At 35.6% G+C, this 18,285-nt stretch carries 15 protein-coding genes, 1 other RNA gene and 4 pseudogenes; 14 read left to right on the forward strand and 6 right to left on the reverse strand.

Translation table 11 applies throughout. The annotated features are described in order from the left end of the window. Window positions 1–7 precede the first annotated feature (7 nt). On the forward strand, window positions 8–607 hold the full coding sequence (gene petA, locus NMD99_RS07245; protein ID WP_253309900.1) for a ubiquinol-cytochrome c reductase iron-sulfur subunit: 600 nt from the start codon (window positions 8–10) through the stop codon (window positions 605–607). Window positions 608–616: 9 nt separating this feature from the next. Here the strand turns inward: petA and priA are convergent, their stop codons facing one another. Then, the gene (gene priA, locus NMD99_RS07250; protein WP_253309901.1) at window positions 617–2,620 is read right to left on the reverse strand and encodes a replication restart helicase PriA; all 2,004 of its coding nucleotides are present in this window, start codon (window positions 2,618–2,620) and stop codon (window positions 617–619) included. Between the two features lie 100 nt (window positions 2,621–2,720). Between priA and NMD99_RS07255 the strand changes: the two genes are divergently transcribed. Further along, window positions 2,721–4,097 carry an ankyrin repeat domain-containing protein gene (locus NMD99_RS07255; protein ID WP_309166046.1) on the forward strand — a complete coding sequence of 459 codons (1,377 nt, stop codon included), beginning with the start codon at window positions 2,721–2,723 and terminating at the stop codon, window positions 4,095–4,097. Between the two features lie 419 nt (window positions 4,098–4,516). Here the strand turns inward: NMD99_RS07255 and NMD99_RS07260 are convergent. Then, a pseudogene (locus tag NMD99_RS07260) lies at window positions 4,517–4,730 on the reverse strand (IS110 family transposase); the annotation flags it as partial. A gap of 156 nt (window positions 4,731–4,886) precedes the next feature. On the opposite strand from NMD99_RS07260, the gene NMD99_RS07265 reads away from it, so the two are divergent. Then, complete coding sequence (locus NMD99_RS07265) at window positions 4,887–5,528, forward strand: hypothetical protein (protein WP_264687874.1); 642 nt, start codon at window positions 4,887–4,889, stop codon at window positions 5,526–5,528. 125 nt (window positions 5,529–5,653) lie between these two features. Here NMD99_RS07265 and NMD99_RS08060 read toward each other — a convergent pair. Beyond that, window positions 5,654–5,841 (reverse strand): annotated as a pseudogene (locus NMD99_RS08060) (hypothetical protein); the annotation flags it as partial. Between the two features lie 311 nt (window positions 5,842–6,152). Here NMD99_RS08060 and ssrA point away from each other — a divergent pair. The 9 genes and pseudogenes from ssrA (at window position 6,153) to ispG (ending at window position 13,022) form a co-directional block, all read left to right on the forward strand. Then, window positions 6,153–6,488, forward strand: a transfer-messenger RNA (tmRNA) gene (gene ssrA / locus NMD99_RS07270). 22 nt (window positions 6,489–6,510) lie between these two features. Next, the gene (locus NMD99_RS07275) at window positions 6,511–6,948 is read left to right on the forward strand and encodes a ClpXP protease specificity-enhancing factor SspB (protein ID WP_265016675.1); all 438 of its coding nucleotides are present in this window, start codon (window positions 6,511–6,513) and stop codon (window positions 6,946–6,948) included. A gap of 214 nt (window positions 6,949–7,162) precedes the next feature. Then, window positions 7,163–7,384, forward strand: coding sequence for a hypothetical protein (locus tag NMD99_RS07280; RefSeq protein ID WP_253309905.1), 222 nt, complete (start codon window positions 7,163–7,165; stop codon window positions 7,382–7,384). Then, window positions 7,365–7,676: a type II toxin-antitoxin system RelE family toxin gene (locus tag NMD99_RS07285; RefSeq protein WP_264687877.1), complete on the forward strand. Its 312-nt coding sequence runs from the start codon at window positions 7,365–7,367 to the stop codon at window positions 7,674–7,676. Before NMD99_RS07280 ends, NMD99_RS07285 begins: the two co-directional genes overlap by 20 nt. Before the next feature lie 142 nt (window positions 7,677–7,818). Beyond that, the gene (locus NMD99_RS07290; RefSeq protein ID WP_006279515.1) at window positions 7,819–8,097 is read left to right on the forward strand and encodes a YggT family protein; all 279 of its coding nucleotides are present in this window, start codon (window positions 7,819–7,821) and stop codon (window positions 8,095–8,097) included. Beyond that, window positions 8,098–10,221 (forward strand): FtsK/SpoIIIE family DNA translocase, encoded by a 2,124-nt coding sequence (locus NMD99_RS07295; protein WP_253309907.1) that lies wholly within the window; start codon window positions 8,098–8,100, stop codon window positions 10,219–10,221. A 154-nt stretch (window positions 10,222–10,375) separates the two neighbouring features. After that, the gene (locus tag NMD99_RS07300) at window positions 10,376–10,900 is read left to right on the forward strand and encodes a GAS domain-containing protein (RefSeq protein ID WP_253309908.1); all 525 of its coding nucleotides are present in this window, start codon (window positions 10,376–10,378) and stop codon (window positions 10,898–10,900) included. Between the two features lie 196 nt (window positions 10,901–11,096). Next, window positions 11,097–11,716, forward strand: a pseudogene (locus tag NMD99_RS07305) (TRP75-related protein). A gap of 25 nt (window positions 11,717–11,741) precedes the next feature. Further along, window positions 11,742–13,022, forward strand: a complete 1,281-nt coding sequence (gene ispG, locus NMD99_RS07310; protein WP_264687879.1) for a flavodoxin-dependent (E)-4-hydroxy-3-methylbut-2-enyl-diphosphate synthase — start codon at window positions 11,742–11,744, stop codon at window positions 13,020–13,022. 10 nt (window positions 13,023–13,032) lie between these two features. Here ispG and NMD99_RS07315 read toward each other — a convergent pair whose 3' ends face one another. Next, window positions 13,033–13,203 carry a hypothetical protein gene (locus NMD99_RS07315; protein ID WP_309166066.1) on the reverse strand — a complete coding sequence of 57 codons (171 nt, stop codon included), beginning with the start codon at window positions 13,201–13,203 and terminating at the stop codon, window positions 13,033–13,035. Window positions 13,204–13,816: 613 nt separating this feature from the next. Here NMD99_RS07315 and fumC point away from each other — a divergent pair. After that, complete coding sequence (gene fumC / locus NMD99_RS07320) at window positions 13,817–15,211, forward strand: class II fumarate hydratase (protein WP_253309912.1); 1,395 nt, start codon at window positions 13,817–13,819, stop codon at window positions 15,209–15,211. An 81-nt stretch (window positions 15,212–15,292) separates the two neighbouring features. Here the strand turns inward: fumC and NMD99_RS07325 are convergent. Continuing rightward, window positions 15,293–15,584, reverse strand: a pseudogene (locus tag NMD99_RS07325) (IS4-like element ISWosp8 family transposase); the annotation flags it as partial. A 696-nt stretch (window positions 15,585–16,280) separates the two neighbouring features. Continuing rightward, window positions 16,281–17,417: a cysteine desulfurase family protein gene (locus tag NMD99_RS07330; RefSeq protein WP_253309913.1), complete on the reverse strand. Its 1,137-nt coding sequence runs from the start codon at window positions 17,415–17,417 to the stop codon at window positions 16,281–16,283. A 155-nt stretch (window positions 17,418–17,572) separates the two neighbouring features. Here NMD99_RS07330 and NMD99_RS07335 point away from each other — a divergent pair, with 155 nt between their 5' ends. Continuing rightward, window positions 17,573–18,271 carry an alpha/beta hydrolase gene (locus NMD99_RS07335; RefSeq protein ID WP_309166068.1) on the forward strand — a complete coding sequence of 233 codons (699 nt, stop codon included), beginning with the start codon at window positions 17,573–17,575 and terminating at the stop codon, window positions 18,269–18,271. Window positions 18,272–18,285: the final 14 nt, after the last annotated feature.

The following is an 18,285-nucleotide window of genomic DNA, read 5'->3' on the forward strand; positions in this document are numbered from 1 at the left end:
GAGATCAATGGACAAAAATTTAACTAAAAATAAAAAACCACTGGCAAATAAAGAGGATAAAAAAACACCTCCTGTTAAAGATCTTACTAAAAATAAGAGTAGGAGAGATTTTATAACATTAACTACATGCGCTATGGCAGGTATAGGAGCTGCAAGTGGACTTTGGCCACTGGTTAAGTCTATGAATCCTTCTGCTGAAGTTTTAGCAACTTCCACAGTGGAGGTGAATTTGTCTGGAATTCAGGAAGGACACGGAGTAAAAGTAAAGTGGCAAGGTAAACCAGTATTCATTCGTAGACGCACAAAGCAAGAAATTGAGGCTGCAAGAGCTGTGAATGTGAAGAGCTTGAGGGATCCTCAATTAGATGAGCAGAGAGTATACGAAGGAAAAGATGAATGGTTAATCATGATCGGAATATGTACACATCTTGGGTGTGTGCCGATTGATCACGCTACAAAAGATGGTAACGGTTGGTTCTGCCCTTGCCACGGTTCATATTATGACACATCAGGCCGAGTAATTGGGGGACCTGCACCAAAAAATATGGTTGTACCTGATTATTTTTTTCCCAGTGAGAATGTTGTGGTAATTGGCAAGAAGGCTTAACGGAACTCGTTAAAAAAAACTCACAGGATCAACATCTATTATCACTGCAATACTCGAATTCAAGTTACAATTTTTAATCCAACATTTCAGCTTCTTTTGTATAGATAGACTGTGCTTATTGTGTATTTTTAGCAACACCCTATACCGATACTTATTATTTAAGAAATTTATTGCTGCTGGTGATGGACCAAGAATTTCAAATTCCTTTTTGTCTGCACTTACATTTTTTTCCTGAATACAAGTAGTTGAGCTACTTGTATGACAGAGAAGAGATTTTACTATTTCATTCGCTGCTTTTTGTGTCGCAATCTGATTCTTACCACAAATTATAAGCGCTATTAATCTGCTAAATGGTGGCATTTTGGCTTCGCGTCTTGACTTAAGTTCAATTTCATAAAATGAGTCCCTTTTTTGATGTAGCAATGCTTTTATTATTGAACTTTCAGGATTATTGGTTTGCACTATTACCATTCCTTTTTCATTGAACCTTCCTGACCTGCCTGCAACTTGGTGCAACAATTGATACGTCTTTTCTGCTGCTCTTAAATCAGAATTTTCGAGACTCAAATCTGCATTCATTACTCCAACCAAAGTTAATTTAGGAAAATTGTGCCCCTTAGCAATTATTTGTGTGCCGATTATAATGTTCACCTCTTCTTTCAGTACCAAGTCAATTACGTTACTAACCGACTTCTGATCGCTGCTTATCATCGCAGTTTTTGCGTTTGGTATTAATTTCACCATTTCTTCAAGTAACCTTTCAATTCCTACGCCATAAAGGGAAAATGACTGTTCACTCTGGCAATCAGAGCATTTTTCTGGGAGTTTTAATTGATAAGAGCAATGATGGCACAAAAGAGCATTTTTTTTCTTGTGATATGTAAGCCAAACAGCACAATTTAAGCAGGAAATTTTATATCCACACTTTTTACAAACTGCCAGTTGTGCATACCCTCGGCGGTTTAAAAAGAGCATAACCTGCTGTTTTTTCTCTATGGTTTGTTTGATGCTTTCAAAAAGCTCAGAGGAGATCCATTGCTTGTTGTTCCTCATATCTACTACTTTAATGAGTGGCAATTCTGCACCACCGAATCGCTTGGTTAGCTTTACATGATTATAATTCCCGCTTTTAACATGATGAATCGTTTCAAGCAGTGGAGTTGCTGATGATAAAATAATCGGAATATTTTCAAATTTGGCTAAGATTATCGCCATATCTCGAGCATTATATATAATTCCCTGTTCTTGTTTAAAAGATGAGTCGTGCTCTTCATCAATGATAATCAATTTTAGGTTTTTATAAGGCAAAAAAAGCGCTGACCGTGCACCAATAATTATCTGCGCATTTCCACTTGCTATATTGAGCCAATTATTCCGGCGAGTTTTTGGAGTGAGCCCTGAGTGCCATTCAGCTAAGTTTTTTGATATCTGACCGCGAACACGATTTACCAATTGTGAAGTTAAAACAATTTCAGGCAAGAGGATTAAAATTTGTGCACTGTTTACAGTTTCTACCAATTTTGCAATTGCGGATAAGTAAACTTCCGTTTTTCCAGATCCTGTCTCACCGTCAAGCAAAGTCACTGAATACTCATTCAAACTGCTTATTATTTTATCGCTAGCTATCTGCTGTTCAGGGTTTAATTGGCAACTTATTTCACTTATTTCCTGCTTCTGCTTAGCACAAACCAATTTATCTATTTGGTTTACTTTTAACACTCCTCCCATTATCACTTTGGCAAGCATACCAATAGGTATTAAGTTGTATTGCGCAACCCACTCTGCAAATGTAATCAATTTTGGTCTAATATTTGGTAAATCGATTTTTTGCTCAATAAATTTTAATGCTCGACCACTCTTGTCACTATATTTCCAAACTATTCCGATCAAGCGTTTTTTGCCAAATGGCACCACTACGTAATCTCCAAGTAAAATCTCAGTATTTTCCTCAATTGCATACGAAAATAACTGATCAATTGGAAGTGGTAGTAATACATCAACTGTTCTTGTCATAGCAGCCTAAGTTTAGCACTGTTTTGAAAATATTCGTTTGATTTTTGTGGATTAAACTGGTATAGTATTATACTAAATTAATTTGATTGGGGGAGTGAGTATGATTCCAAAAATACGTAAAGAGGCATTCAAAGTATTAGGATTGTCAGAGAGTGCAAGCACAAAAGAGATTAGGGAGGCATATTGCAAGCTTGCATTGAAATGGCATCCCGACAAATGGTCAGATAAAAGCCAAGAAGAGCAAAAGACAGCAACAGAAAAGTTTAAAGAAATATCAGTAGCATATAAAATATCAATAGGCGAGATGAATGAAGAATTCATTAGCAAACAGCCTAATGATGATTGGATTGACAACTTGGCAAAAGAACTTCTTAGAGAGCGCTACGGCTCACATCTAAGTGAAGAAGAGGTTGATTTATTTAAGGCTCTTGATGATAAAGATCTAGCCAAGACAAAAATTTTGTTAGAAAAAGTCAAAAATATCAATTCACAAACCAGACCTTTTGATTTATGGACTGGGAAGTCAATATTGCACTACATTGTAAAAAATTCCTGCAGCAATTTTGAATCAGGTTGGATAGAGCTACTTGAAGAAGTTTTATCAAAGTATAGCGCTAACAATTCAATATCAGCTCATAATAGCAGTGTCGAGCTATGCTCACAACTTAACGCAATAGATGTTAATATTTTGATGGAAGGTATTGGCACCCCTTTATATATTGCATGTGATCTAGGTAATCTTGATGTCATAAGTATGCTTCTAAAGCATGGAGCAGATCCTAATACATGTAGTGTATCTGAATTTACACCGCTGTATTATGCTCTAGAAAAAAGCAAAAATGATGTTGTTAAGGTACTGTTTGAACACGGTGCTGAAATTGGTGTAGGTTCTGTAGAAGAAAAGTTAATTATCGGCAATATTACAAAATATAGTCAGAGTACAGTAGAAATGCTTTTACCGTATGCATCTAATAGGCAAAAAAGTAAGATGTTACAATGTATTGCTTACAGTAATAGTGTGGAAACTGATCATGATATTGAAATTGCAAAATTACTATTGAAGGCAGACGCTGACCCTAAATTTTGTGGTCAAAAAGAAAAGGGGGAGTCAAACGCCAGTGCATCATGTTGGGCCGACCTTAGAAAGAAAAGTAAGCTTGTAAAATTATTTAATGAACACAAAGAAAAAGCAACTAACAATAACTTACATACAGTGGAAAAGCAAAGTGCTCAGCCACCTATAACAGATAATAAGAATCATCATTCTCCACAAAAACAAGCTTCAGGAATTTCCCCAAGAGTTATAGGCTTAGCATTATTATTTGGTGCTGTAGGAGCCACACTAGCTGCAATAGGAATTATACCTGAGATTGTTGCTATTGGAGTAGTTGCAACTGCTGTATTATTAGGAATTGCAGGTGCAGCATTAGGTGGTAGTAGGGTATCTTACAGACATAACAGTAAACAAATGTTGTAATAGTGAAGCTGTTAGCTGCATAACTAACAACTAATGTCATTCAAATAGCTCGTCTAGGCATGTTTTTTTCTGGATTCTATAGTATTTTCTAAAACGAATGATAAACGTCTAAAATGGTATTACCAACTAAAAGGTGTAAGTCTGTACATTGATGCATTAGAGGTCTGAGGCGACTTTTGATGGTGTGCCAACAATGCTCTATCGGATTTAGATCTTACTATTACCCACAAATATAAATGTTTGTTGCATAGCTCTTAATGGCATAACTTTTGCTTGAAATAACTGTTTATATGGTGCAATTTACAGCTTTTAGTTGCTAAAATTATAACTCTTAGTTTAATAATTTTAATCCAATAAGCTTTCAGGTTAATAAAATTAAATTATTTGAGTAAATACAATACTATGTTTTTATTTGTGGGTAATAGTAAGTCTTTTACCCCATCGTTTTTTGCGATGAATTCAGCATACTTTTCCAACAGTTTTGCATCTAATTTATCGGTTTTTGCAAAGTGATTGCAGGCTTTTGCAAATGCATATGCCCGATTTGGGTGAGCTCTATGAACAGCTATGTTATACAACTTTATTACAAGTTTCTCATAACCTCCTGTTTACACATAACTTAACAAATACGTTAGCTTGTCTACCTATTTTGCCATTCTGCTGAACGGATACATCCGAGTAGCACATCCTTTACTTTGTAGGTATACTTTTTTTGACATGCGGTTATATCTTTTTTAATATAAAGGATATATACTTATGCATTATATATTTTTTTGTATGAGGAGTTATATGAAAATGAAGAGATTATGCGTTTTGGCTGTGTTGCTTACTTCATCTCTAGCAGGTGCAGCTAATAATAGTGCAAGTAAGTCAGAAGATCAGTACTATGCAGGTTTAAACTTTGGTGCTGGATGGGGTGGTGGCTTTGTAATGAAACCTAGCGTTGTTTTTGGTTATCATCATGACAAAAACTCTAAGTTTGAACTTGAGGTTCTTGCTAACATGAGTGATATTGCTAATAAGGATACAAGGAAAATAGGGGCTAGCTTATTGGCAAATTATCGTTATTACCCTGACCTTGATATTGATCCCGTTAAACTATATGTCAGTGGAGGTTTAGGAGGATACTTACAAGTAATACCTTTTGGCTTTGGTGAAGGTGGTAAAAGCAAAGATTCAAAACCTCAAGATCCAGGAGCTACCACTACTTCGAGTGCAGGTGAGGTTACTGGAGCTGCTGCAGAGGAGGCATCTGTAGTAGATAAAATACTGGGTTCTATTTCCTATAAACTGAAGGTCGGTGTTGATTATGAAATTGCTCCACAGATAGTTGGTGCAGTTGGTATTGCTGCAGGCGGGCAACTAAGTGGTATAAAAGCATTACAAATACCAGATGCAACTCTGGAGGTAGGAATACGTTATAATTTTTAATGCTGCTAAATTGTAACTTAGTTCATAAAGGTAGAGACAATGTTGAGGATGAAATAAACAGCATTGAAAAAATCTGGAAATATATGAGATACTTTTCGAATATGGTTTTGAATGCTAACTATAGATTAAAAAAATAACAAGAAAAAGGGTAAACTCCAGTATTTGTAACCGTTCACGGATTGTGAGAATGAATAAGGAACTAGGTCCAAAGTGTGATGGTATGGATTTAGTATAAATAATTCAGGATGCTTGTGTCCACTGGTTACATATAAATTCATAAGGTTTTGAGAGTTTTGAGTCTTTTTGCGTAATATAACAAAGTTGTAAAGGTGTAACCATAATTCCTCCTTCGATGGCAATTTCTTATGTATCATACCATCACACTTTGGACCTAAGCACTCTGTTTAACAAGCTAGAACTGCTATATTTGAATACATAGAAATTTTTACAAAAAACAGCGTAGGCATTCTGCTATTAATTATTGCATTCCTGAACATTGTGATTCATTATTCTTTTTGTAAAAAATTTTCTTAACTTTCTCTCCACTTTTTCTGGGTAAGGTCACAGAATTTTTTACTGGAAATCTTAATTTTGTCTTAGCAATAAATCAACTTAAGGTCATAATATCTTGACATTTATTTAATGTTGCTATATAATAGCTACGTACATTTTGTGTACTATAGCAATAAAATCACCCTGTAATAGGTGTATTGGACCCGAGGGCAGTACTCGGCGCCTCCACCATATTTTTAATTTATATGGGGGCGAATAAGGATCGACATGCATAGTAAAGATGGTAGTTTTGCTCGGTTAGACACCACCGCTAAGAGTTCATAATTTAAATGCAAACGATAATTTTGCTGCTGAAGACAATGTTGCAATAGCTGCTTAATTTAAGCACTATAACTTCATTGCTATAAGCACGGTTCAGGGAACGCCGGGTAACAGAAGTTCCCCAAAAATTTATGTATGTGAAAGTTATATGGAGCAAACAGATTACAAAAAATTGCTTAATTCTGCTAAGTTTCAAGTTATCAAAAAGACTTTAGATGTTATATCAGGTAATGGTTTTATCCCTCATTTAGAAATATTATTTTTCACATATTTTAATGGTGTAACCATGCCAGATCATTTGAAAAAGTCATACCCCACTCAAATGCTTATTATATTACAGCATCAATTCTATGATTTAAAAGTTTCTGAGGATAAATTTAGCGTCAGTTTGAGTTTTCAAGGAAAACAAGAGCGAATTACTATACCGTTTTTTGCTATTAGTGAGTTTCGTGATAAAATTTCAGGAGATGTTTTAATATTTGACAAAATCAGTATCGATTCTGATAAAGAATACAAAAGTGAAAAATGTACTGAAAAATTATCAAACGGTAGTATTATATCCATAGATCAACTGCGTGATGAGTAATTGCTCATCTTTGTAAACAAAAAATATTAATAGAAAAAAGTGGTCTAACTTAAGTAATAGAATAGAGGAATACTATCGTAGACAAATATGCTAAATCTTTAATTGTTTATTAACGCAGGTGGCAAAATTTTTCTTACATATCATCAACTTTCTTTATTGAAAAATTCAGAAAAATGTTGTAAAATAGTTGTGGTAGTAGGCTTCGGTAAAACTTATGGCAGATTCAGGAATTAGTATAACTTTTGACCCAAAAACTTCGCAGCATCTTGTTGAACTAGCTAGAGCCACTAAGCAGTCTGTTCAAAAATTAACAGAAAAGCTAGTCAAGGAAGCAATCGAACTTGAAGCGGAAGATATTGCATTTTCCAAAATTATTAGGGAGTTAAATGCTGATGATGCAGAAGAAGTAGAGGATAGTGAAGACATCTGGAAATAAGCGATACACCATTAAATATCTAAAGCATGTTCTTAAAAGAAATTTGCCTTTCTTGCCGAAAGATGTAAAGCCAAGTATTAAAGACGCAATAAAAAAGTATCTTGAGATTGATCCTATTGGTAACGGTGTGTTGCTACGCAAGAGATTAAAGGGACATAGAAGAATAAAAGTTGCTGATGATTACCGTATTGTCTATCGTGTAAATACTGCAAAACGTATAGTAATTATTGTTTCAATAGGACACAGGGACAATATTTACAAGCAGGCAATATTGGACCTACTGAAACATTAAATATATTTTATACAGCCCTCCTTCCTCCTACCTTAGGTGCAGCTCAAAAAATGAAGTTTTTTTTGGTTCAGCAAAAACAACATTTTGAGTTTGAAAAGGCTAAATACTTGTCTTTATTATAACTTTCGTGTAATAGATATGCATGCATCCAATTATATATCTACTCAACACGTTACTTGATCTTTATAGCTTCATTCTAATATGTTGGGTTGTCTTAAACTGGCTGGTTAAACTTAATATGGTGAACATATATAATGAAACTGTCAGTAGCATAATGCACATCTTGAACCAATTGACATATCCACCACTAAAGATTATTAGAAGATATATACCACCGTTCAATGGATTAGATTTATCTATAATGATATTGCTAATAACAATTCACTTTGTAAAATATACAGTAGCTTACTACTTTAGGTAGATGTTAAAAAAATATCTAAAATCAGCAATATATCTATCCCTTTTAATATATGTATATATATCAGTTTTTAGCTACAACTATAAAGATCCTTCCTTAAACACGGCTACAAATAAGGAAGTGACAAATTTAGGTGGAATAGTAGGTTCATATTTAGCTGATATATTGGTTCAATTTCTTGGATTAACTAGTGTTACAATAGCTACAACCATAGTTTACTTGTTGATCTTCAGGCCAGCAAAAATACTGCTGAAAATTCTCTATTTAATATTAATCAATTTAGGGGTATGTGCTATATTACCACAACTTTCGCTAGGCATCACTGCAAGGTACAGACACAGTGGAATAATAGGGAATGCACTCGTTAATAACTGCCCATTTTATGTATTTGTGATAGTAACATCAATAGGTCTTGTAGGATCGGTTGGTTGGAAGAGAGCAATTTACTCTCTATTCTTCTTATGTAAAAAAATAGCTTGCTTATTTGTAAATGTTCCATTCTTCAGATCACATAAAACTGCTGAATATTCAGTTGCACCATTAGTAGTAGAAGAAAAACATAGAACTAAAATCACTACTAAACAACAACCAAAAGAAAGACAGAAAAAAGCTACCGAAGAAATTTTTAAACCTTCCAGTGAGTTCGAGTTTCCAAGCATTCATTTACTTTCTAAAGCAGAGGAGTCTTTGCAGAGAAAGCAGCTGAATGAAATGGAGAGCAATAAAAATTTATCTCTGCTGGAACAAGTCCTGAGTGATTTTGGCGTGCAAGGAAAAATTATCAGTGTATGCTATGGGCCGGTTGTGACTTTATACAAACTTGAACCACAAGCTGGTACGAAATCTGCAAGAGTAATTGGCCTTGCAGATGACATTGCACGTTCGATGAGTGCACTCTCTGCACGTATTTCAATAATTCGTGGGCAAAATGCTATGGGAATAGAGTTGCCGAACAAGGAACGAGAAATTGTAATGCTGCGTGATTTGCTTGAATCACCAGAATACCAGAATGCAAACTTAAATCTCCCAATTGCCCTTGGCAAAGAAATAAGTGGAAAACCAGTTATTGCAGATCTGACTAAAATGCCCCACTTGCTCGTTGCTGGAACCACAGGGTCGGGTAAATCAGTTGCGATTAACACTATGATTCTTTCGCTCGTTTATCGATTAAGTCCTGATGAATGTAAGATGATAATGATCGACCCAAAAATGCTTGAGCTTTCAATATATGATGCAATACCGCACCTAATGGCGCCAGTAGTAACAGAGCCAAAAAAGGCTGTTATCGCTCTTAAGTGGATAGTGAAAGAAATGGAAAATCGCTATCGCATGATGTCGTATTTAAATGTACGCAATGTAATAAACTATAACCAAAAAATCACAGAAGCGATGAATAGTGGAATAGAATTGGAGCGCGTTGTGCAGATTGGCTTTAACTCAACAACAGGCAAACCTTTGTTTGAAAAAATACCAATCAAGATGGAGACATTTCCGTATATTGTAGTGATCGTGGATGAAATGGCAGATTTGATGCTTGTTGCTGGCAAAGAGATAGAGTGCTCTATTCAACGTTTAGCTCAGATGGCTCGTGCTGCAGGAATACACATCATAATGGCAACACAACGCCCATCTGTGGATGTGATCACAGGTGTGATAAAGGCGAACTTTCCAACGAGAATCAGTTTTGCTGTTACTTCTAAGATAGATAGCCGTACAATACTTGGCGAACAAGGAGCTGAACAATTGCTCGGTATGGGTGATATGCTCTATATGGCCTCTGGTGGTAAGATCATTCGAGTTCACGGCCCATTTGTAAGTGATAATGAGGTGCAAGATATAGTTGATCATCTAAAAATGCAAGGTGAGCCAAATTATATGGAGGAAATCACCAAAGAAGATGAAAATTCTTCTGTGGAATCAGAAGGTGAAACAGAGGATGAAGAAAACGACCTCTACAATCAAGCAGTGGCCATCATTCAAAGAGATCAAAAAGTTTCAACCAGTTACATTCAGCGACAACTTAGAATAGGCTATAACAGAGCTGCAAATATTGTTGAAAGAATGGAAAAAGAAGGAATTGTCAGCTCTCCAAATTACTCAGGAAAGAGAGAGATATTGGTTGAATAGCAACCTTGTAATACATTAACTTAAGTTTTTGCACTTTCAAAAAGCAAGTAAAACAAAATTATTAAAAGATCAATACATAATGACAATTGATTTAATACTAATTTAAGTACTGAGAACGTACAATAGTAATATATTAATTAATTAGGGGGTAAAAATGTCAAATATTTTGAGTAATGCTTGGTATAGTTTGTCTGGCAATGACATAACAGACATAACAAAATTGCAGGAACAAGTAGAAGAACTAGAGAAGCTATTAGGAAACTTCAAAGGTTTGCCAGAACAAGTAACAGAACTGTCAGATAAATTCGGTGGTTTATCAGAAAGATTTACAGAGTTGTCAGGTAAATTTGACGGTTTGTCAACAGATCTATCAGATAAATTCAATGGTTTGCAAGAAAAGTTTACAGGCTTGCAAGAAAACTTCACAGGTTTAGAAGAAAAAGTGGAAACACTCACAGAAGCAGTAGCAGATCAAGAAAAAACACTACTAATTTGTGCCATAGTCAGTGCTGTTGCCGCAATAGCGATAACTTCTTTTGTTGCATTCTGTATCTATCAGGGAGTTAAGTGTGAAAGGGAGAAAGAAAAGAACTTGTCTAAAGATACACCAGACGCAAAACTTAATAATGTAGATGCTATCGATGGCAATGAAAAGAAGCATATGCAAATGCCAGACTAAGTTGCATAACACTCTTCTTGAGAAGGTGTTACGCAACTTGTAGCACCTTACTCTTCTCTTAGCCTATGTAGGTTTTTGATAGTAAGTATATCACTTTTTAGAAAAATATTTGTATTGTAAAGTTAGTAAAGATTCTGGTTTACTTAAAGTTTGTTAATTGCTATCTTTTAAAACACGATATTTACTATAGCACCATATGCTTAGGGTTTTTTCTAAAGTTTTGTTTATATTAATGTTTTTGGTTTCTAGCTTTTTTACTGTGCATAGTGCTGAAGCTAAATCTAAGCTCAGTAAGAGATACATACCTCCTGGTAACCCTGGTGGTGCAAACTTTCATACAGATGAGGATTTTGCTGAGTCATATAAACTGTATGAGAAGCGTAGGGAATTGCTCAAGAAAAAAAGTCACAAGATCGAGCTATAAATAAAGAAGATCTAATCAAAAAATTAAAAGAGAAAAAAATTGCTAGTCTTGATAATGAGCCAAATGACATGGAAGCGTGCATAGTCGACGATGAAGAGAGCGCTATGATAAATCAGCATGGTATTAATATCGCACGTTTAAAGGGTGCTGTATTTATAGATCAAGAGCCAGTTTCCCAGTATGAAAGCGAGCAGCATGAAAGTGAACAACAAGAAGGGAAGAAAGTTACTTCAACACGAGAAAAAAAAGTTTCTCCTATAAATGTCACTATAAAAGAAAATCCATCAAGAAAAACGTGCTCACATGATTCTATTGCTAATTTGGATAACGTAGATGCTTATAGTTTGAATGGTTCGAGTTCATTTGGCAGCGTAGCTGACACAGTAAAATAGTATCACAATATTGGCCATTAATAATATGCTAGATAAAGACCTGATATTGAATGATGATGCATATGAATTATTGCCGATTTCCAGGCACAAAACTCATGTTGTGGAAGTTGGAAAAGTAAAGATAGGTGGAAATAATCCTATAGTTGTACAATCTATGGCGCTTGGCGTGCATATAGATTCTGATAATATAAAAAGTAGCGCAAAACATTATGCAAAAGAGATAACAGAACTAGCGCGTACAGGTTCAGAATTGGTGCGAATTGCCTTGAATTCAGAGGAAGTAGCAAGGGCAATACCTTATATAGTAGAAGAGATAAATAAAGAAGGTTTTGACGGTAAAATATTGGTAGGCTGTGGTCAGTATGAGCTAGATAAATTAGTTCAAGATTATCCAGACAACATCAAAATGCTGGGTAAAATTAGGATAAACCCAGGCAATATAGGCTTTGGCGACAAACGTGATGAGAAGTTTGAAAGGGTTATAGAGTATGCAATAATGCACAATCTTCCGGTTAGAATTGGAGTAAATTGGGGTAGTCTTGATAAATACCTTTTGCAAAAATTGATGGATGAAAACTCTTCGCTTAGTAATTCAAGGCCTTCTGACGTTATACTGCGCAAAGCACTTGTAATGTCTGCTCTTGATAGTGCAAAAAAAGCTGAAGAAATTGGTCTAAATTCAAACAAAATAATCATTTCATGTAAAGTTAGCAAAGTACAAGATTTAATTTTAGTTTATATGGCACTTGCAAAATCTTCCAATTATGCACTACATTTGGGTTTAACTGAGGCTGGTATGGGCAATAAAGGTGTGGTAAATACCGCAGCAGGGCTTACTTATTTATTGCAAAATGGCATTGGAGATACAATACGGGCTTCTTTGACTCAACGTCCTGGTGAATCGCGTACTAATGAAGTGGTGGTGTGTCAGGAAATATTGCAGTCTATAGGCTTGCGACACTTTAACCCTCAGGTTAATTCATGTCCTGGTTGTGGGCGCACGAGTAGCGATCGTTTTCGTATATTAACTGAAGAGGTGAATGGCTATATAAAAACTCATATGCCGATGTGGAAGAAAAAAAATCCAGGTGTAGAGCATATGAGCATTGCTGTTATGGGATGCATAGTAAATGGTCCTGGAGAAAGCAAACACGCAAATTTGGGAATCAGCTTGCCTGGATATGGAGAAAAACCTGTTTCAGCAGTCTACAAAGACGGCAAATATTTCAAAACTTTACAAGGTGATAATGTCTCTGAAGAATTTAAGGTAATTATTGATAATTATGTGAAGGAGCATTACACGTAACCTTTCACGGTTAATTAATAGATAAATCGCAAATAAAAAAGAAAATTAAACCTTGTTTTTCTTTTTTCGCTATTAATATATTTATAACACAATTGAGTTTAAATAGTTGGTATGAAAAGCTTTTTACGAAATTTCTTGCACTATCTTCTGTCATCCCAGTGCCCTGACTACTTGGATCCATATCTTTTTTCTCTGGTCACGCGCTACCCAGGACGTGGTGTACAAGAATCCTACTAACTTTACTATTAATTCTATTTCCACTTTTAGCATCATCTATAAGCATTGAGGACATCGAAGAAAATTGCGATTACGAATATTACCCTAAATTAGATTCTTCTTCTGCTGATGAGTTACACGTTATAAAGCGAAATTATTATAGATACGGTGAGGAATTAAAAATACTAGCAGATGAGAGGATAAAGGAGATCACTTTAGGCACTAGTGATAAATAATTGTAACCAGACTGCATTCTGTGATTTTTAGCAAAACACGATCTTTCATTTGAGCTTTCTTCAATTTAAAGTAAATACAGAAAACTGCTGCCTATAGCTGAACTGACCTTACCCAGAAAAAGTAGAGAGAAAGTTTGGAATGTTTTTTACAAAGAGAATAAACTATTTGCCATATTTTGAAAAAACGTTTTATTTTACTCCAAAAACGTCTTAACTTTCTCTCTACTTTTTCTGGGTAAGGTCACACTTGACTACTTGGATCTAGTATGATTTAATTAACCAAGAAGTAGACATGAAAAAATTATGTAGTGAACCAGTTTGCATGACGCTAAGAAGGAAAATATGGATAGAAAAACGAGAATAGAATCAGACAGCTTAGGGGAAGTAAAAGTACCAAGTGAACATTACTGGGGAGCGCAGACTCAACGTTCTTTAGAAAATTTTAAGATTGGCACAGAAAAAATGCCAGAGCCTCTGATTAAAGCATTAGCAATAGTAAAACTTGCAGCAGCACGTGTTAACATGAAGCAGGGTAGCATAGATAATAAGGTAGGGGACGCAATCTGCGCAGCCGCAAGGGAAGTAATAGATGGCAAATTTAATAATGAATTTCCGCTTGTTGTTTGGCAAACCGGATCCGGAACGCAGACTAATATGAATATGAATGAAGTGATCAGCAATCGCGCAATAGAGATTTTAGGTGGTAATTTGGGTAGTAAATCTCCGATACATCCAAACGACCATGTGAATTATGGTCAGTCATCAAATGACACCTTTCCAACAGCAATGCATATAGCAGCAGCAGAGCAAATAAACTGCTTGCTTATTCCAAATCTTGAAAAATTGCATAAGGTGCTGGATAATAAGGTTCAGGAATTTAAAAATATAATAAAAGTAGGACGTACTCACTTACAAGATGCAACGCCCCTAACACTGGGACAGGAGTTTTCTGGCTATGCAGCCCAGATTAAAAAGGGGATAGAGAGAGTAAAATTAACTTTAAGTGGTATATACGAGCTTGCACAAGGTGGCACTGCGGTTGGCACAGGACTCAATACTAAAAAGGGTTTTGCTGAAGGTTTTTCAAGCAAAGTTGCAGAAATTACTAATCTTCCATTTACTTCAGCAGGCAATAAATTTGAAGCGCTAGCAGCAAACGATGCTTTAGTTGAGCTCAGTGGAACACTCAATACAGTAGCAGTCAGTTTAATGAAAATTGCAAATGATATAAGGTTGCTTGGTTCTGGTCCAAGATGTGGAATTGGGGAAATAATGTTACCGGAAAATGAGCCTGGTTCTTCAATTATGCCAGGTAAAGTGAATCCAACTCAGTGTGAAGCAGTAACTATGGTGTGCACTCAAGTTATGGGAAATCATGTTGCTGTGACCATTAGTGGTTCAAACGGTCATTTTGAATTGAATGTGTTTAAGCCAGTGATAATTTACAATGTTTTGCAGTCTATAAGACTTTTAGCTGATGCAAGTTTAAATTTTACAGAAAAATGTGTAGTTGGTATTAAGGCAAATGAAGAGAGGATAAAAGATTTACTGAATCAGTCGTTAATGTTGGTCACTATATTAAATACGCATATAGGGTATGACAATGCAGCAAAAATAGCGAAGCTTGCTTATAAAGAAAATATCACTCTAAAAGAAGCAGCAGCAAAACTTCAACTGCTCACTGAGGAGGAGTTTGAAAGGATAGTGAAACCAGAAGAAATGGTGAATTATTTGTAACCGTTGGGAGTGTTAAATAAACCATACGCGTCAAGTTAAGAGGTATCCGTTCAGCCAATGGCGTCAACTTAAGAGCCTCCATTAGCAAACTCTCCTAAAAACATGATGGCGTTTGGGCTTATCTACCTTATTGTGGCTGCCCTGGTCGAATTTTAACTTTAGCACGCATGCTTAAAAAGGGCTTGAAAGTTTTTTGGTGCAATAAGTACTTGATAGAGTTTCTGCTCATTACACCAAACAAAACTGAAAAATTTAAACGATACTCAGTAATTTGATCTGGGTTCCAAGGCCCTTGTGCATCACACATATGAAGCGATAATATATTACACATAACTAAGTTCGCCCAAAATTCTTGTAATACAGCCTCTAGGTGTATGGTCCCATAATTCCTCCTTTGATGGTATTGTTTTCTCATATTTTATCATACCATCACACTCTGGGACTGTACACCAGGAATTATCCTATTGAATTCTATGATATTATTTTTGTAACATTGTCTAAAGTGCCCAGTGTCAAGCACTGGAATGACACCATTTCCGTGAATATTGCTCTTAATTTGTAACTAACCTAAGCCATAAATATTAAGAAATTTACCAAACGAAAAAAAAGGCAAAAGAAGCCCCGTTGGTGACTAGTTATTTATATGTACTTCAAAATATTGGCGTTTTTTATTCTAAACGCTACGATTCAGCCGCTTTTAAATGCGATTAACCTAAATTATAAACGTTAAGAAATTTACTGAGCGGAAAAAAGGCAAAAAAACCCCAGGGTAGCTAGTATTCAAATTCTCCCTTGTCTATTTGACGTCTTTTACTGTCTTAAACGCTTTATAAGCGCGTTTCAGCTTATATAGGTAGAAACCTAGAAGTTTTATAAAGACATGAGGTGCACATAGTGCAAAAATTAAGCATGATTTACGCCAAATACATTAAGTTTTTTGTCATTAATCCACTGCAGAGATTGCGAAGATAAATAAATAGCTTCACTGTTATGATAAGGGGGCTGGCGAAGGGTGTCAAGTAAGTTTTTACATCTAATTTATAGCTCCCTGCATGATACCACGTATTATCTATACCAAGGTGTTCTTCTTGTAGATATTATACCAACAATCCACTATTTTTTTTATGTCTTGTGGTTTAGTTTCTGGACCTATACTGATTCTAATTGAACACTCTGCTTGCTCTTTTGTTGCCCCCATTGCAAGCAAAACATGGGAAGGCTCAACTTTTCCAGAAGAACATGCAGAACCATTACTAACTGCAATATGATTCAAGTCAAAATGCATGAGCTGCACATCACTCTTTACTCCTGGCATATAAATAAAACTTGTGTTTGGCAGCCTCTTAGAGTTTTTACCGAAGATTCTTATATCACTGGCAAGATTTAATAATTCACACTCTAATTGATCACGTAGCTCCTTTACTTCATCCATTTTTAATAGAAGGTCTGGAATATTTTGCAGTGCAGCAGAAAGGCCTGCAATCGCAACAATATTTTCCGTACCACCACGAAATCCCTTCTCTTGTCCACCACCTATTATAATAGGTTCTATCGCAAGTTCTTTATTGAATATTAAAACTCCACTGCCTGCTACACCGCCAAATTTATGGGCGGATAAAGTGAGTAAATCCACTCCTAAATCTTCCATATTAACTTTAATTTTTCCAACACTTTGAGCAGTGTCAGTGTGGCAAATTGCTCCAAATTTGTGTGCTATTTCAGCTATTTCCTTAACAGGCTGAATAACTCCGGTTTCGTTATTTGCCATCATAACTGAAACTATTGCTTTGTTTCCTTTAAGTTCGCTTAGAATTTTTTCTAGCTCTAAAAAGTCAACAATGCCCTCCTGATTAACGGGTATTATATATGGATTACATGCAGAATTAAGAATTGAAGGATGCTCTATAGCTGAAATTACATGCAGATAGCCTGCTATTCCTCTCATAACAAGGTTATTCGCTTCAGTCGCACCAGACGTAAAAACTATTTCTTTATCACTTGGAACACCAAGAGCATCACGTATGTTATCTCTTGCATCCTGAAGAATCTTCCTCGCTTCTTGTCCTCTTTTATGTAGTGATGATGGATTGAGCGTTTGTTTTAACAAGACCTCAAATATACTTTTTTTTACATTCTCACTAATTGGAGCAGTTGCATTGTAATCAGCATATACGTAACCACTATTTTCTAAAGAGAATGGACTCATCTGTCACTTAAATAAGTTTACCATCAACTATAGCCATAACTATGTACGTTAGCTTTAACACGATAAAAAATTTATTGCAAAAACAGCGAAATTAATACATAATTAATAATTCATGTCATCAATACCTGTCAAGCAGGTTTTTATTAGGAGTTACCGTGGTAGAAGTTTTTTTGAATAATGCAACAAGAAAGATAGAAGGTGAATACCACCAAAGCAAAGATGCCAACGCGCCGGTTGTGCTGGTTTTACATCATCACCCTCAATATGGTGGTAATATGGGTAGTAAAATTGTACATGGTATATATACGTCTTTTATCGATAACAATTTTTCTGCATTGAAAATTAACTTTCGTGGTGTGGGAAAATCTACCGGAACTTTTGATAAGGTTATAGGAGAATTAACTGACGCTGCGGTAGCTATTGATTGGCTTCAGGAACATAATCCTAGCAACGTTCCAATTTGGATCGCTGGTTTTTCTTTTGGAGCATGGGTGGCTATGCAGCTAACAATGCGTCGCCCTGAGATAGTGGGTTTTATTGCTCTTTCTCTTCCGGTAACTAAGTACGATTTTTCTTTTCTTTCTCCCTGTCCAGTTTCTGGGCTTATAATACAAAGCAGTAACGATACAATCTCAGAAGAAAGCGATGTAACAGAATTAGCAAAAAGGTTAATAAATTCAGTAAAAAGTGATCACATGAAATACCATATAATAGACGATACTAATCACTTTCTAAGGGATAAAGAAGAGGAAGTGACTCAAATCGTAGATGGTTATATAAAACTGCGCTTAAACAGTGCAGCTATTTCTTCTCAAAAGGTCAAAAAAGAGGTAAGGGTAAAAGAATATGCCTAACCTTTACAAACAAG

The sequence above is a fragment of the Wolbachia endosymbiont of Listronotus oregonensis genome, from assembly GCF_031205055.1.
Lineage (GTDB): Bacteria > Pseudomonadota > Alphaproteobacteria > Rickettsiales > Anaplasmataceae > Wolbachia.

What these genes read in the sequence shown, in the direction of transcription:
- petA (WP_253309900.1), top strand. Translation starts at nt 8, where the DNA reads ATGGACAAAAATTTAACTAAAAATAAAAAACCACTGGCAAATAAAGAG.
- priA (WP_253309901.1), bottom strand. Translation starts at nt 2,620, where the DNA reads ATGACAAGAACAGTTGATGTATTACTACCACTTCCAATTGATCAGTTA.
- NMD99_RS07255 (WP_309166046.1), top strand. Translation starts at nt 2,721, where the DNA reads ATGATTCCAAAAATACGTAAAGAGGCATTCAAAGTATTAGGATTGTCA.
- NMD99_RS07265 (WP_264687874.1), top strand. Translation starts at nt 4,887, where the DNA reads ATGAAAATGAAGAGATTATGCGTTTTGGCTGTGTTGCTTACTTCATCT.
- NMD99_RS07275 (WP_265016675.1), top strand. Translation starts at nt 6,511, where the DNA reads ATGGAGCAAACAGATTACAAAAAATTGCTTAATTCTGCTAAGTTTCAA.
- NMD99_RS07280 (WP_253309905.1), top strand. Translation starts at nt 7,163, where the DNA reads ATGGCAGATTCAGGAATTAGTATAACTTTTGACCCAAAAACTTCGCAG.
- NMD99_RS07290 (WP_006279515.1), top strand. Translation starts at nt 7,819, where the DNA reads ATGCATCCAATTATATATCTACTCAACACGTTACTTGATCTTTATAGC.
- NMD99_RS07295 (WP_253309907.1), top strand. Translation starts at nt 8,098, where the DNA reads ATGTTAAAAAAATATCTAAAATCAGCAATATATCTATCCCTTTTAATA.
- NMD99_RS07300 (WP_253309908.1), top strand. Translation starts at nt 10,376, where the DNA reads ATGTCAAATATTTTGAGTAATGCTTGGTATAGTTTGTCTGGCAATGAC.
- ispG (WP_264687879.1), top strand. Translation starts at nt 11,742, where the DNA reads ATGCTAGATAAAGACCTGATATTGAATGATGATGCATATGAATTATTG.
- NMD99_RS07315 (WP_309166066.1), bottom strand. Translation starts at nt 13,203, where the DNA reads ATGGATCCAAGTAGTCAGGGCACTGGGATGACAGAAGATAGTGCAAGA.
- fumC (WP_253309912.1), top strand. Translation starts at nt 13,817, where the DNA reads ATGGATAGAAAAACGAGAATAGAATCAGACAGCTTAGGGGAAGTAAAA.
- NMD99_RS07330 (WP_253309913.1), bottom strand. Translation starts at nt 17,417, where the DNA reads ATGAGTCCATTCTCTTTAGAAAATAGTGGTTACGTATATGCTGATTAC.